Annotated in this window: 11 protein-coding genes and 1 riboswitch; of the genes, 9 read left to right on the top strand and 2 right to left on the bottom strand. The window is 32.6% G+C overall.

Going from position 1 to position 15,343, the window contains the following annotated elements:
* Positions 1 to 15 precede the first annotated feature (15 nt).
* Positions 16 to 1,740, bottom strand: a complete 1,725-nt coding sequence (locus RDK80_RS08385) for a SpaA isopeptide-forming pilin-related protein (RefSeq protein ID WP_308524015.1) — start codon at positions 1,738 to 1,740, stop codon at positions 16 to 18.
* Positions 1,741 to 1,893: 153 nt separating this feature from the next.
* Positions 1,894 to 1,978: riboswitch (cyclic di-GMP riboswitch) on the bottom strand.
* 198 nt (positions 1,979 to 2,176) lie between these two features.
* On the opposite strand from RDK80_RS08385, the gene RDK80_RS08380 reads away from it, so the two are divergent.
* The 4 genes from RDK80_RS08380 to RDK80_RS08365 all read left to right on the top strand — a co-directional run bounded on the left by RDK80_RS08380 (position 2,177) and on the right by RDK80_RS08365 (position 8,337).
* Positions 2,177 to 4,003 carry a 5'-nucleotidase C-terminal domain-containing protein gene (locus tag RDK80_RS08380; protein WP_216558902.1) on the top strand — a complete coding sequence of 609 codons (1,827 nt, stop codon included), beginning with the start codon at positions 2,177 to 2,179 and terminating at the stop codon, positions 4,001 to 4,003.
* Positions 4,004 to 4,147: 144 nt separating this feature from the next.
* Positions 4,148 to 4,999 (top strand): transposase, encoded by an 852-nt coding sequence (locus tag RDK80_RS08375; RefSeq protein WP_308524014.1) that lies wholly within the window; start codon positions 4,148 to 4,150, stop codon positions 4,997 to 4,999.
* A 13-nt stretch (positions 5,000 to 5,012) separates the two neighbouring features.
* Positions 5,013 to 6,668, top strand: coding sequence for a M20/M25/M40 family metallo-hydrolase (locus RDK80_RS08370; RefSeq protein ID WP_308524013.1), 1,656 nt, complete (start codon positions 5,013 to 5,015; stop codon positions 6,666 to 6,668).
* A gap of 13 nt (positions 6,669 to 6,681) precedes the next feature.
* On the top strand, positions 6,682 to 8,337 hold the full coding sequence (locus RDK80_RS08365; protein ID WP_308524012.1) for a PucR family transcriptional regulator ligand-binding domain-containing protein: 1,656 nt from the start codon (positions 6,682 to 6,684) through the stop codon (positions 8,335 to 8,337).
* 56 nt (positions 8,338 to 8,393) lie between these two features.
* On the opposite strand, the gene allE is transcribed toward RDK80_RS08365, so the two are convergent.
* The gene (allE, locus tag RDK80_RS08360) at positions 8,394 to 9,158 is read right to left on the bottom strand and encodes a (S)-ureidoglycine aminohydrolase (RefSeq protein ID WP_256311149.1); all 765 of its coding nucleotides are present in this window, start codon (positions 9,156 to 9,158) and stop codon (positions 8,394 to 8,396) included.
* A 192-nt stretch (positions 9,159 to 9,350) separates the two neighbouring features.
* Here allE and RDK80_RS08355 point away from each other — a divergent pair, with 192 nt between their 5' ends.
* From RDK80_RS08355 to allB, 5 genes are all read left to right on the top strand, one after another.
* Positions 9,351 to 10,589 (top strand): dicarboxylate/amino acid:cation symporter, encoded by a 1,239-nt coding sequence (locus RDK80_RS08355; protein ID WP_308524011.1) that lies wholly within the window; start codon positions 9,351 to 9,353, stop codon positions 10,587 to 10,589.
* 172 nt (positions 10,590 to 10,761) lie between these two features.
* On the top strand, positions 10,762 to 11,109 hold the full coding sequence (locus RDK80_RS08350) for a cupin domain-containing protein (protein ID WP_094899553.1): 348 nt from the start codon (positions 10,762 to 10,764) through the stop codon (positions 11,107 to 11,109).
* 28 nt (positions 11,110 to 11,137) lie between these two features.
* Positions 11,138 to 12,277 carry an alanine--glyoxylate aminotransferase family protein gene (locus RDK80_RS08345; protein ID WP_308524010.1) on the top strand — a complete coding sequence of 380 codons (1,140 nt, stop codon included), beginning with the start codon at positions 11,138 to 11,140 and terminating at the stop codon, positions 12,275 to 12,277.
* Between the two features lie 197 nt (positions 12,278 to 12,474).
* Entirely contained in the window at positions 12,475 to 13,713 is a 1,239-nt protein-coding gene (gene allC / locus RDK80_RS08340) for an allantoate deiminase (protein WP_308524009.1), read from the top strand.
* Positions 13,714 to 13,970: 257 nt separating this feature from the next.
* Positions 13,971 to 15,329, top strand: coding sequence for an allantoinase AllB (allB, locus tag RDK80_RS08335; protein WP_308524008.1), 1,359 nt, complete (start codon positions 13,971 to 13,973; stop codon positions 15,327 to 15,329).
* The last annotated feature ends 14 nt before the right edge of the window (positions 15,330 to 15,343 follow it).

Below are 15,343 nucleotides of genomic sequence, written 5' to 3'. Positions count from 1 at the left end.
GCTCCTTAACTTATCTTATTTTTTTCTTCTTATAAATTGACCTATAGCTAACAATAGACCACCAAATCCATAAAAAATATACTCTGATGTTGTTCCTGTTGCAGGCAGAGATGGTGCTGCTAATGGAACTGATTCTACAATTTCTATTTCCTCTTCAGGAAGGATTTCTTCTGATTCTATTTTTATTTCAGGTGCAGCTTCAGGAATTTCTTCTTCAATAATTACTTCTTCTTCAGGTGTTTCAGGTATAGCTTCAGGAATTTCCTCTTCTATAGTTTCCTCTTCATCTGGCGGGGGAGTATCATCATCTTCATCCGGTGGTGGATTATCGTCATCGTCGTCATCTTCTTCTGGTGTCTCAGGATTCTCTTCATCTGGATAATCTGCTATATTTGTAATATTCACTTTGAGTAGCCTATCTTCATTAGTAGTTTCTCTATTCAATACTAATGAAAGTCCAGAATTACTCATTCCTTTAATATATCCAGCTCTATCTAATTCATATAGTTTATAGAAACCTTCCCCCAGATCAGAGAAGAAGACAATTCCCGTTGATCCAGTTGTCTGCTCGGATATGAACTCTTCTATAGATTCATTTGTCTTGTAAAGTCTGAAGGCAAATCCACTTAAACCTGGTGTAGCATTTCTTGTATCTACTACATTTTTAATTACTTCTATTGTTCCTTTCCATTTTGGAGGAGTTTCATTATCCTTTTGGTTAGTAAAATCTACATTAGCTTCTACATCTTCTAATATAGAAACTTCCAAATTATTATCTGATGTTAAAGTGTATCCATTAGGGATATCAATTTCTTTAATCATATATTCACCAGGATTCAAGCCATCCACTGTTACCGAGCTGTTACCTACTATTGTAACAGTATCTAATAATGTCCATGCTTCTGATTCATTAAGGATATATATCTCAAATTCAAACTCAGTTCCATCTTCTATAATATTATCTTCAGGATCTATAACAAGTTTTTTAATAGTTATTTTACCTTTTGGATCTGATTCATCAGGAATTTTTCTGTTTTCTACTTCAATTTCAGCTATATAATCCTCATCGGCATCATCGGGAAGAATTATTGTTTTTCCATTGCCGATACTACTTAAATATCCATCTGGAATATCCTCTGTTAAGGTGTATTGACCTTCTTCTAATTCTGTAAACTCAATGATTCCTTCATCATCAGTTTCTTTGGTTTCTTCATATCCGTTTGGTCCTATAAGGGTGAAACTTATACCTTCTGGTGATTGAATATTATTTGGATCTGTAACTGTCTTGATTACCCTAACTTTGCCTATCCATGGTTCTTCTGGTATGTCTATAATAATGTTAAAAGAGTAATGGGATATTTCTGGTATATTACCTCCATTATTATCTGGGGATCTAAAACCAGATCTGCTGCTGCCTAAATTTTCATATAGTCTATAACCATTTCCACCCTTCACTGCTAAAGCATCAATCGATACATTGTTAGCCTCAAAGCTTAAATACTTTCCATCATCTGATAAAGTGAATTCTATCCAATATATGGAGTTAGTGTCATGGATTTTATTTCCATCCTTATCAAAATAGATTATTGTACTTTCTGGTGGATCAATTTTGAAATCAAAACCTGAGTCATTTCCTGGGTAGTCAGTTCCAGAATCAGCAAAGCTGATATTTGGTATTATTGATACTGCTAAACTTAGTACCAGTAAGAAAACGATGAACAATTTACTGTATTTCTTCATTTTTTTCACTCCTTTCATAAATATGGAAATATAATTATTATAGCTATAGTATGCTGAATCCCCTTCTATGCTATAAAATTGAAACAAAAACTATTATTATAGTAATATTTCTATAGCTGTCCAAAAATGCAGAAAGCTGCTATGTTTTACTAACATAGCAGCTGAACAATCATTACCATATGGTATTAGACTTCAAGCTTTGCGTCCCCACCTTTCGGTGGGTTTGCCTTTATTATGTTCAATTATATAATTTTATTTATATATATTATACCAACAACTATTAAGTTAAAACATAAAGTTGTTAAAAAAGAATTATTTTTGATATTTTGGATAAAATTTCAAAAACAAGGAGGATTTACGAAAAGTATGTAGAATAAGTTATATATAAAGTGTAATGGGTATGATTACACTAAGTAAAATTTAAGGGGGTTTATGTATGAAGTTTAGAAACAAAAGAATCGTTAGCTTGTTTTTATCATTAGCCCTAGTATTAGGTATAATGATGGGAGCAGCACCAGCAGCATTTGCTGAAGAAATAGCAAAGGTAACTGTGGACATTGTTTCCTTTAACGATTTTCATGGTAATGTAAAGGATTTAGGTAAAGATATTGGTATGGCCAAAATGATAGGTTACTCCAAAAAACTTTTAGAGCAAAATCCTAATACAGTATTTGTATCTGCTGGGGATCTCTATCAAGGTACAGCTATATCAAATCTTACTTATGGTGCTCCTGTATCTGCTATGATGAAGGCTATGGGAGTAGTTGCTTCAGCAGTAGGTAACCATGAGCTTGATTGGGGAGCAGAACATATGAAGGGTTGGGCAGAAGACGGAGGCTTTGATTTTTTAGCTACTAATATTGTAGATAAAAAAACTGGTAAGCCAGTAGAGTGGGCAAAACCTTATAAAATTGTGGAAAAAGGTAATATCAAAATAGCATTCTTAGGGTTAGCTCACCCAGATACAAGCACTCTTACAAAAGCTGAGCATGTAGAAGGATTAGAATTTACTGACCCAGTAGAAGCAGCAAAGACTTGGGTTAAATATTTACAAGAAGGTAAGGCGGAAGAAGGTACACCAGACGTTATAATAGCTCTTACACATCTTGACTCTGCACAAGATAAAGAAACTAAAGAAATTACAGGAAATGCAACAAAACTTGCCGATATAGAAGGAATAGATGGAATAATTTCTGGTCATAGCCATCTAACTGTAGCAGGTAAGGTAAAAGATGTTCCAGTGGTACAAGGATATAAAAATGGTCGTGGACTTGCAATACTATCTATAGAATTAGATAAAGATAATAAAGTAGTAGGCATAGAGCCGAAATATGACGACTTAGCTAGTAAGGCTGCTGATATTGTAGCAGACCCAGAAGGACAAAAGTTATTTGAAAAATTTGAATTAGAAGCTGGACCAATATTAGGTGAAGTAATTGGTGAAGCAGCAGAAGCTTTCACACATAATAGTAAAGAAGATAATGTTACTTTATTAGGAAGATGGTCATCAGAAGTTATGAAGGAAAAAGCTGGAGTTCAAGTAGCTATCCAAAATGGTGGAGGACTTAGAAGAACTCTAGAAAAAGGTGCTATCACAATGGGAGATATGTATGAAATTATGCCATTTGATAATGAATTAGTAACTTTAGAAATGACAGGGGCAGATTTAAAGAAAGCTATAGATCATGGTATATATAATCCAGAAGTAGGAAACGGACAATTTGCAGGTCTTATAGTAGAATTTGATAAAAATGCAGAATTCGAAAATAGAATTACAAAGATTAGTCTTGAAGATGGTACACCTATTGATATGGAAGCATATTACACAGTAGTTACAAATGACTTCCTTATAACAGGTGGAGATAAATATGATTTCTCAAAGGCTAAGAATATAGTAAATACTTATATACCGATTAGAGATGTATTAGTAGAAGCTATAAAAGAAGCTAAAGTAATTACACCAGTAGAAGTAGACTATTTAGCAGAAGTAGCAGCAGAAGCTCCAGTAGTAGAAGAGCCAGCTCCTACTCCAGAAGTGCCAGCAGTGGAGACACCAGCTCCTGCACCAGTACCAACTCCAGAGCCAGCACCACAGCCAGAAGTAAAACCAGTTTTAGCTCCACAAAAATATGTAGTAAAAGCTGGAGATGTTTTATGGAAAATAGCTAAACAATTTAATACTACTTGGGAAAAGTTAGCAGAATACAATAATTTAAAAAATCCACACCTAATCTTCCCAAATCAAGTAATATTAGTTCCTTAAAAAATAGTTTATAAAGATAATAAGTAACAAAAACGGTGCCAGGCACCGTTTTTGTTACTTATTTTAAATTTTATTAATAAAAATAGAGGATTTTAGAAATTTTTGTTGAATATATAATATAATATTATTGTAGGAGGGAGCATTGTGGGGAGAAAGCCGAGGATAGAATATTACGGTGCAATATATCATATTATTCATAGAGGAAATAACAAGGCTTTTATTTTTGAGGAAAATGAAGAAAAAATAGAACTATTAAAGATTATAGGTGAAATAAAAGAGATATTTGATTTTTACTTATTAGCTTATACTATAATGGACAATCACTATCATTTTGTCATAAAAACCCACAACATTTCTATAAGTCGGATAATGCATAGAATAAATACTAGATATGCTAAATATTATAATAAGAAAAAAGGAAGAACGGGCTCTCCATTTGAAGGGAGATATAGGAGCATTTTAGTTCAAAATGAGTCATATCTTATAAGATTAATAAGATATATACATAATAACCCAGTATATGCTAGTATCTGTAACTCCATGACTAAGTATAAATGGAGTTCAGATGTGTTTTATAGAATGAATGTAGGTAATTTAATAAATATTGAAGAATTATTAGAGATGTTTTCAGTAGATAGGCTACAAGCCATAAAAAAGTATGAGGAATTGATGGATGAACCTCCAGAGGATTATAAAATACTAAAAGAAGAATTTGAACAGGCAGAATTTATAGGTAATGGAGAATTTAAGGAAGCATTAAATAAAGAGAATAAGTTCCAAAAAACAATTTCTCTTGATGACATATTAAAATCAGTTTGTAAAATAGGGTCAGATTACGAATTAATTAAGGAGGGTTCCAGAAAAAGATATTTGGTGAAATATAAGCAGGAGTATGCTTATGAGGCATTACGACATGGATATACGACAGATGAAATAAGTAAAAATATAAATATTACAGGTGGGGCAATAAGAAAGATATTGTTTGGAACTAAATAAGGAGGGATATTTAATGTATTTGAGCTGTTATGATGAAGTGAAAAAGATAACGGAAGATCTTATCAGAGTGCCTAGTATAGTTAAAACTTCTGGTGAAAAAGAGTGTGCAAAAAAGATAATGGAATTTTATGACGAGTTATCATATTTTAAAGATAATCCAGAGTATCTACTTATGCAGCAAACAGAAAATGATGAGATTGAAAGATATAATGTAATAGCAATGGTAAGAGGAACAAAGGGAGAATCTAGAAGGACTCTATTACTTATGGGACATTTTGATACAGTAGGTGTAGATGATTTTGGCTCAATAAAGGAGCATGCATTTAACCCGGATATATTGCCAGAACTATTGAAAAAGCTGAATCTAGGTGATGATGTAAACAAGGATATAGATTCTGGTGAGTATATGTTTGGCAGAGGTGGATTAGATATGAAAGCTGGGGTAGCTTCTCATATGTATCTAATCAAATATTTTTCTGAACATCCAGAAGAATTGGATGGAAATATTATAGCCATGGCGGAGTGTGATGAGGAAGATAACTCTCATGGTGCAATATCATGCCTGAAGATATTGAAGGAATGGAAGGAAAAATATAATCTAGAATATATATCAGCTATAAATGCGGATTATTCTACGCCATACCATGAAAAAGATGAAAATAGATATGTATATTACGGGACCATAGGTAAAATGTTACCATCCTTTTATGTTACGGGAAAAGAAACTCATGTAGGACAAGCATTTGGAGGTCTAGATCCTAATTTAATAGTAGCTGAGATAACTAGATTAATGGATTTAAACCCAGATTTATGTGATGAAGCAGGGGGAGAAGTTACTATTCCTCCTATATCATTGAAACAGTCTGACTTCAAAGATATCTATACGGTTCAAACAGCAATTTCTGCTTATTCATATTATAATTTCTTTGTACACAGAATGAGTCCTGAAGACGTAATGAACAAGGTTAAGGGAAAGGCTGTAGAAGCTTTTGATAATGTTATTGAGTACTTAAACCATTCATACAAGAGATTCTGTGAAATAGGAGGGCATGTATATACAGAGCTGCCTTGGGAGACTAGAGTATATACTTGGGATGAGTTTTATAATGAATTAGCTACTATACATGGAGATAGATTTAAAATATATATTCATAATTTTGCTAAGGAATTAAATGAAAAAAATCCAGCTATGGATTTAAGAAAATTCAGCGTAACAGTAGTAGAGGAAGCTTGGAAATGGGCAGTAGATAAATCTCCTGCAATAATAATTTATTTCTCCTCAACATTTTGTGCTAGAATAGAGATGCTGGGAGAAAGCCCAAGGGAAAAGGCCCTAATGTCTTCCGTAGAAGAATCTATAAAATTTGTACAAGACTACTCTGATAAACCTATAGTAACAAAAATGTTCTATCCATTTATTTCAGATATGAGTTTTATGGGGATGAGTGATAGTAGAGAAAGTCTCAAGGTGTTGGAAAACAATATGCCTGCTTGGGGATCTAAATACAATCATCCTATAGACGAAATATTGGAGGTAGATGTGCCAGTAGTTAATATTGGGACCTATGGAAAAGATGGACATAAAATAACAGAAAGACTTCATATGAGATATACTTTTGAAAATATGACTAATATAACTTATAATACAATTAAGAGATTATTAGATTAAAGAGAGGTGTGTCATGGGCATACTACTTAGCAGATTAATGAAGATGCCTTGTTTTAAGAATGCAAAATTAGTGGCAGGAACAGTTGAGAATAAAAATACTTATGTAGAAGGTATTACAATAATAGAGAGGCCAGATATAGCTAACTGGATTAAAGGTGGAGAACTTCTCTTATCTAGCTTTTACTCAATTGACAAAAATATTGAGGCGCAAAAAATCTTAGTGACAGAATTGGCAGAAAAAAAAGCCGCTGCATTAATAATAAAAACCTCTAGATTTTTAACTACTATACCTGATGAAATAATAGATTTAGGAAATCAACTAGATTTTCCAATCATTGAAATATCAGGAGATACAAAATATATTGATATTACTTACCCAGTCATGGGAGAAATATTTAATGATCAGGTCAATAGATTAAATTATTATAAGGATTGCCACGAAAAATTTACCAAGCTATCACTTAAAATGAAGGGGATATCAGCTGTTGCAGAAACCCTTGGAGATTTAGTCGAAAATCCAGTAATAATATTAAATAATGAATTAACTCCAATAGCTTGGAATGATCCTAAATATAGAGATATAGATATAATTGATGATAATATTAAGGGCTTAGTAGAAAAGGATTATCCGGTTTATGGACTAAAGATGAAAATACCAAATACAAATGATACTATATACACTATGATAATAGAGCCGATTCAAGTGTTAAATGAAATAAGAGGATATTTAGGTGTACTTGAGAAAAACAGAATAATGGAGGAATTGGACTTTATTGCCTTAGAGAGTGCTGCAACTACATTGAAATTGGAGATGTTAAAAGATGTAGCAGTCACAGAAGTTGAATTGAAATATAAAGGTGATTTAATGGATGATTTGATAAATGAAAGAATAGATTCTATACAAAGCATCTATGATAGAGGCAATTTATTTGGTTGGAATTTAAAAAGATCATTTATAGTCACTCTCTTAAATATTAGTCAATATGAAAAATACATTAATAATAAGAAAAACTTAACTGAAGGATTACATCTATTGATGGATAAAATAAAGAAACGGATAGATAGAGTATCTTATTATTATACTACAGATTATATCTCTATAAATAAAGGAGACTATATAATAATGTTGTGGCCTATAGAAAAAGGAGCTAATTTAAGAAGTTCATATAATGCAATTAAAGAATTTGGACAGGAACTCAAAAGAGTAATCTTAGATGAAATAGGAAATATTGAGGTATCTATAGGCATTGGTGGATTAGCAGAAAATCCCTTAGAAATAGGTAAGTCTTATTCTGAGGCTAAGGATGCAGTAAATTTTGGATATAGGATATTTGGAAAGGATTTCATCACTACCTTTGAAGAATTAGGAATATATAAGCTTTTATGCAGATATGAGAATAGGGATGATTTGAAGAAATTTGTTCATCCATCTTTATGGATACTTAAAGAGTATGATAAAGATAAGAATAATGAACTTATAGATACTTTGGAAAAGTATTTACACTGCAATCTAAATGCAGTAAAAACTGCTGAAGAATTATTTGTTCATTATAAAACGGTATTATATAGACTAAATAGAATAAAGGAATTAACTAATTTAGATATAGAGAACAGGGCAAATATGCTTGAAATCGAAGTAGGACTCAAGATTCTTCGTATAATAAACTAAAGTAGCTTCCACATTGTGGAAGCTACTTTAGTTTATGCTGTTAATATCTAGTTATATTATATTTCAGGATCTCTGTTACAGTCTTTAGAGTAAACATATGAAAAAGGTTCATATCCTATAGCGTAAGTAGCTTGTTGTACATAAGGTCCCATCCATATGAAATCACCTTTTTTCACTGATACCCAATTATTATCTAAGTTATACATACCTTCACCAGACAGTAAATATGCTCCATGTTCTTGAACGTGAGTTTCAATGAATGGATGAGAGCCACCAGGCTGGAAGGTTAAAATATGGAAATTCATATCAAAGGATAAATCTGTTGGTAGTAAATCTATTAAAGTTACGTCTTCCATATCATCATAAAATATTGCTTCTAGGTTTTTAACGTTATTGCTTACAACCCATGGTTCTTTTATACCATCGGCAGGAATATATCTTTGTTTGTAAAGTACAAATTTTGTACCTTCCTTTGAATTATTTTCAATAATCATGGTGAGACTTGGCGGTGTATATACATATCCACCTTCAGTTAACTCATATTTAATTCCATCAACGATAACATCTAGGCTTCCTTCTACTACGTATACAAAGGTTTCAATACCATCCCCTCCGAAGCCCTTAGTATTTCTTCCTCCAGCTTCCATATTAATTAGATATTGAACAAAACTAGCACCTAGTTTTGGAGATGCAACCACACTAATTCTACACTTTTCAAAATGTGGAATAATATTATTAACAAGTCCTTCTGGTGTAATAAGAGCATAGCTACCATGTCTTATAATTGATCTACTACTTAATAAATCATTACGATAACCCATAATTTAATTCTCCTTTCAATCAATTTACATTAATTATATCATATATATATTATGAAATTTATTGCGGCAAAAACCTTTATCCATTGTTGATAAAAATAATACAGCTTTTTATCCTTAATGGACTGTAATAAAGATGTAGAATAGAAATGTGTCATAAAGTTAGATAAATAACAAACATTAGGAGGCGATATTATGAAGAAGTTAAATATGACAAACAAGATTATGATTGCAATGATTCTTGGAATGACAGCAGGGCTAATCATAGGTCCAGCTATTGGTCCAATAAAAGTAGTCGGAGATATTTTTCTTCGCTTAATCCAAATGTCAGTGGTGGTTCTAATAATGGGTGCAGTTATTGAAGCAGTAGGAAGCTTAGACCCTAAAGAACTTGGGAAATTAGGAGGTAAAATATTTGCTTGGTTTATGGGGCTAACTGCATTGGCGGCAGCTCTCGGCATAGGACTTGGATACATAGTTAAACCAGGGGCAGGATTGAATATGGATATGGGAACTACAACTATAACTGCTTCTCAGCAAACATTATCTGAAATGATAGTGGGTTTCTTCCCTACTAATATTATTGATGCTATGGCTAAGGCAAATATGATACAAGCAATTATATTCTCAATTTTATTTGGTCTATCATTAAGTGTAATTGGAAAACAAGATAAGGATAATGTAGTTCTCAATTTCATTAGACATTTCAATGTGGCAATTTTAAATGTTGTTAAAATGGTAATGAATCTCGCACCGATTGGAATTTTTGCATTATTAGCATGGGTTACTGGATCTATAGGTGTTAAAGTAATTATTCCACTAGCTAAGTTTTTAGGTAGTATGGCTATAGGGACCGTTATTTATATGATATTCTTAATCCTCATTTCTGCTGCATATGCCAAGGTTAGTCCTATGAGGTTAGCTAAACATCTTTGGAAGATGACAGTTGTTGCTTTTACTACGACTTCTTCTGCTATTACTCTTCCAACTAAAATGGAAGATAGTGAGATTAAGCTTGGAGTAAGCAAGAGAATTTCTAGATTAGTTAATCCTCTGGGAATGGCTCTTAATAGTAATGGATTATCACTTTATCTATCATTAGCTTGTGTTACGTTAGCACAATTTTTTGGTATGGAAATGTCAATAGCTGAATTAGTTAAGATAGTAGTATTATCAACTTTAGCTTGTTTAGGAACAGTTGTAGTGCCAGGTGGTGGTTTGGTTGCTCTTGCAACAGTTCTACCAGCAATGGGATTACCACCAGAAAGTATTGCATTACTAGCTGGTATAGATTGGTTCTCAGGGATGTTTAGAACTGTATTAAACGTAGATTGTGATGCTTTAGTTGCCATGATGATAGCAGTTGACGAAAAAGAGCTTGATTATGATATATTCAATGGTAAAAAAGTAATTACCAGTTCTAATACACAATAGGTTTTTAGAGAACCCTGAGTAATAATCCATATGGGTTGTGGCAAGGGGTTCTTTGTCATTGTTTATCCTTAATGGATAATTAATGCTATTTATATTTTCCAATATAAGAGAGCATGAAGATATATAATGATATTAGGTATGAAATATAAAATAAAATTAGAGAGGTGCAGAAATGATAAGAAGATCTAAGGATTATAATATAGAAGTAATCGACGGACTTAAAGGTGGAAAAGGTCATGTAACTGTAGTGAATTTCTTTGAGATGGAAGATTTTTTAGGTAAAGGAAGGCTCTATGGAAAATCAATTATAAAGCCAGGTAATTCTATTGGGTATCATACTCATGAAGGAGATCAGGAAGCATATTTTATATTAAAAGGTAAGGCATTATATAATGAGAATGGAGTAGAAACAATCCTCGAACCAGGAGATTTAGCTATCTGTAGAGATGGTGAATCTCATTCAATTGAATCAGCTGGAGAGGAAGATTTAGAGTATATTATGTTAATTCTATATAATTAATTTATAAAATATTAGGAGGTATATAGTTATGGTACAAAAATTAGTAGCAATACCAGGTCCAACACCTGTAGTAAGAAGTATTCAAAATGAAATGGGTAGAGAAACAGTTGCTTTTGGTGATCCAAACTTTATAAAAGATTATAAAGAATTGCTAAATGATATGATGGAATTATGGGATGCAACAGGTCAAGTTTTTGTAATAGCTGGTACAGGTACTATGTCAATGGAAATGGCAATAGCTAATACTATGAGATCTGGAGATAATATACTTATTGTATCTCATGGATTCTTTGGTAACAGATTTATTGAAATCTGTGAAAGAAGAGGTATTAATGTAGATGTGATTCAATCTGAATGGGGACAAATAATACCAGTTTCAGATATTGAAAAGAAACTGTCAGAAAAACATTACCATGCTATGACTGTAACTCATGTAGATACTTCAACAGGAGTTGCTGCTCCAGTAGCAGAAATTGGAGAGATGATGAAGAAATTCCCAGAAACTCTATATATTGTAGATGGAGTTTGTGCTACAGCAGGAGAACCAGAGAAATTAAATGCTATGAATATAGACGTTCTTTTAACAGGGTCACAGAAAGCATTTGGAGTATGCCCAGGATTAGCTATACTTTGGGCAAATGAAAAAGCATTAGCTAGAAGAAAATCATTTGGCATGATTCCAGATTATTATATTGACTTCGAAAAATGGATACCAATAATGGAAGATCCTTCAAAGTACTTTGCAACACCGGCAGTAAACCTTATTTGGGCTTTAAAGGAATCTGTAAATATAATCAAAAAAGAAGGTATTGAAAATAGATACCAAAGACATATTAAGTATGCAAAGGCTACACAAGCAGCTCTTGAATCTCTAGGATTTACTATTCTTGCAGATAAAGAACATAGAGCAGTTACTTTATCAAATGTATTGTATATGGATGGGATAAATGATGTAGAGTTCAGAAAGATATTGGCAGAAGAAGGTGCTGTAGTAGCAGGAGGACTTGCAGCTTATGCAGGTAAAATGTTCAGATTTGGACATATGGGTAATATAGATGAACACTATCTAGTGTCAGTTATGGGAGCTATTGAAAGAACTTTAATAAGATGTGGGATTGAAATCGAAGTTGGTAAAGGCGTAGGTACTTTATTAGGGAATTTAAGATAAAAGGTTGGATTTTGGAGTATCGTCTTATGGTGGTAAGCCATGGGACGATATTCTTTTAATGTTTTATATGATTTTGATAAGTTTTAGTGATTCTTTTATCCACAATAGATAATGAATTAGTTTAGTAAAGGTAATATATTAATAATAGAGTATTAAGATAGATTTTTCACAAATTTTTACGAAAGGAAGTGTCAAAAATGGATACTATAAAGCCGTTAGATCTGGAGAATGAAACTACCGATTTTATTGAATGGCTAAGTAAAATGGGAGAGAGCTCAGAGGGCGGTATCACTAGATTATTATATACAGATGTTTGGAAACAAACTCAGGAAGCACTGAAAGAACTATTAAAAGGAAAAGGATTTATAGCTTACTACGATGAAGTAGGTAATCTTTTCGCCAGACTAGAAGGAAGTACTTTTAAGGATGAAACTATATTGACAGGTTCTCATATAGATACAGTAGTAAATGGAGGAAAGCTGGATGGCCAGTTAGGCATAATAGGTGGAATTATTGCGATGGAATATCTAAAAGATACCTACGGACAACCAATCAGAAATATAGAAGTAGTAGCTATGGCAGAAGAGGAAGGAAGTCGCTTTCCATTTACATTCTGGGGTTCAAAGAATATAATAGGTTCAGTTAATAGAGAAATAGTAGCAGAGTTAAAAGACGAAGATGGAGTAGGATTCATCCAAGCTATGCATAATGCAGGATTTGACTTTAAAAACAGTAAAATTAGAGAAGATTTAAAGGCTTTTATCGAGCTTCATATAGAGCAAGGCGGAGTACTTGAAATAGAAAAAAAATCAATAGGAATAGTAGAGCATATAGTGGGACAAAAAAGATATATGATAGAAGTTGAAGGTGAGGCTAATCACGCAGGCACAACTCCTATGGGATATAGAAGAGATGCAATGAATGGAACAAGCAGAATGATATCAGAAATAATGGACCTTGCTGTAAATTATGGAGATCCATTAGTAGCTACTGTAGGTAAAGTAGAAGTAGTACCAAATACTACAAATGTTGTACCAGGAAAGGTAATATTTTCACTAGATGTAAGACATACAAACAAAGATGTAATGATTAAGTTTACAGATGAAGTAATAGAAAAACTTAAAGATATTGCTTCAAAGTTGGATTTGAAAATTAGTATAAATAATTATATGGATGGAGAACCAGTAGCTATGGATTCTAATCTTGTTAATACTATAAAAGAGCAATGTGAAGCAAAGGCTATAAATTATAAGCTAATGCATAGCGGAGCAGGTCATGATTCTCAAATATTTGCAGAGCATATACCAACAGCATTAATATTTGTACCAAGCCATAAAGGTATTAGCCATAATCCAGCTGAGTTTACAGAAGCAAAGGATTTAGTAGAAGGTATTAAAGTTTTAATAGAAACTTTATATAATTTAGCATATAAATAATAATATTAAATAAAATTATACTAAAATAACTTTCTTTTTAGTCCTAGAGTTAAAAGGAAAGTTATTTTATTTTAGAGTAAAGTATTAAGTCTTTATCTAATTTTTGATAAAGATTGGCTTTGAATTAATGGGATAAATCGATAAATTTTTTTTATCCATATAGGATAAACCCTAACTTTGTTAAAAATAATATAATGTTATTAAGTCATAAATATATACTTAATAATTATTTAATACTCTAAGAAAGAGGGGAGAGAATGTTTGATTTAATTGTAAAAAATGGTCAAGTGGTTACATCGCAAAGAATTTATAAGGCTGATATTTGTGTAAAAGATGGAAAAATAGCAGCAATAGTAGCACCAGAATCTGATATAGAAGCTAAAAAGGTTATCGATGCAGAGAGTAAATACATATTCCCAGGAGCTATAGATACCCATGCTCATCTAAATGATCCTGGATATACATGGAGAGAAGATTATGCCCATGGTACAGCGGCAGCAGCTGTTGGTGGAATAACTACTGTTATAGATATGCCTTTACAGAATGAACCAGCATTAACTAATGGCAAGATTTTTGATGATAAATACAATACTGTTTCACCAAATGCTTATGTGGATTATTGCTTTTGGGGAGGATTAGTAGACTATAATTTAAATTCCTTAGTTGAGCTAGATAAAAGAGGATGTGTGGCATTTAAATCTTTTATTGGACCAGTATCCCCAGATTATGTTTCCCTTACTATGGGACAAGTGAGAGAGGCACTTGAAATATTAAAAACTGCTGATGCAAGGGCAGGATTCCATTGTGAAGACTATTCTATTATTAAATGGGAAGAAGGAAGAGCAAAGAGAAAAGAAAAACAAACATGGGAGGACTTCCTAGACTCTCGTCCTCTAATAGCTGAAGTAATGGCTACTAAAAATATTATTGATTTAGCAAAAGAAGTAGGGACAAAGGTTCATATTTGTCATGTAAGTCATCCAGCAGTTGCAGAAGTTATTCAAAAAGCACAGCAAGAAGGTGTAGATGTTACAGGTGAGACTTGCAGCCATTATTTAACTTTCAATAGAGATGATGTTGTGAAGAATGGTAGCTTATTCAAATGTGCTCCACCATTAAGAGAGGCAGAGGCCGTTGAAAAAATGTGGGAATATGTAGATAATGGAACTTTAAGCTGTGTTAGTTCAGATCATTCTCCTTGTGCCCTTGAAGAAAAAGATGAAGATACTCATGGAATATTTGGTGCATGGGGTGGAATCAGTGGTATTCAAAATGTAATGCAAGTTACATTTAGCGAAGGAGTTGTTAAGAGAGGATATTCTCCAACCATATTAGCACGTACATTAAGTGAAGGACCGGCTAAGGCTTTTAGATTATATGGAAGAAAAGGTGCAATTGAAGTAGGCTTTGATGCAGATCTAGTAATTCTAGATCCAGAAAAGGAATGGGAGATTACACCAGAGTCTCTACAATATGTTAACAAAATCTCAGCATTTGTAGGATTAAAAGGAAAAGGGTTACCAGTTTGCACTATTTTAAGAGGAGAAGTTGTAGCAGAAGAAAATAATGTAGTTGGTAAAAAAGGTTATGGTCAATTAGTGAAAAAAGAAAATTAGGATGGAGGAAATAG

Source organism: uncultured Tissierella sp. (assembly GCF_902479755.1).
GTDB classification, from domain to species: domain Bacteria; phylum Bacillota; class Clostridia; order Tissierellales; family Tissierellaceae; genus Tissierella; species Tissierella carlieri.
Note: the sequence above shows the minus strand (reverse complement) of the source record. Positions and strands in the feature narration are given on the sequence as shown.

Excerpts from the sequence above, each read along its gene's own strand:
- RDK80_RS08385 (WP_308524015.1), bottom strand. The coding sequence starts at position 1,740 with ATGAAGAAATACAGTAAATTGTTCATCGTTTTCTTACTGGTACTAAGT.
- RDK80_RS08380 (WP_216558902.1), top strand. The coding sequence starts at position 2,177 with ATGAAGTTTAGAAACAAAAGAATCGTTAGCTTGTTTTTATCATTAGCC.
- RDK80_RS08370 (WP_308524013.1), top strand. The coding sequence starts at position 5,013 with ATGTATTTGAGCTGTTATGATGAAGTGAAAAAGATAACGGAAGATCTT.
- RDK80_RS08365 (WP_308524012.1), top strand. The coding sequence starts at position 6,682 with ATGGGCATACTACTTAGCAGATTAATGAAGATGCCTTGTTTTAAGAAT.
- allE (WP_256311149.1), bottom strand. The coding sequence starts at position 9,158 with ATGGGTTATCGTAATGATTTATTAAGTAGTAGATCAATTATAAGACAT.
- RDK80_RS08355 (WP_308524011.1), top strand. The coding sequence starts at position 9,351 with ATGAAGAAGTTAAATATGACAAACAAGATTATGATTGCAATGATTCTT.
- RDK80_RS08350 (WP_094899553.1), top strand. The coding sequence starts at position 10,762 with ATGATAAGAAGATCTAAGGATTATAATATAGAAGTAATCGACGGACTT.
- RDK80_RS08345 (WP_308524010.1), top strand. The coding sequence starts at position 11,138 with ATGGTACAAAAATTAGTAGCAATACCAGGTCCAACACCTGTAGTAAGA.
- allC (WP_308524009.1), top strand. The coding sequence starts at position 12,475 with ATGGATACTATAAAGCCGTTAGATCTGGAGAATGAAACTACCGATTTT.
- allB (WP_308524008.1), top strand. The coding sequence starts at position 13,971 with ATGTTTGATTTAATTGTAAAAAATGGTCAAGTGGTTACATCGCAAAGA.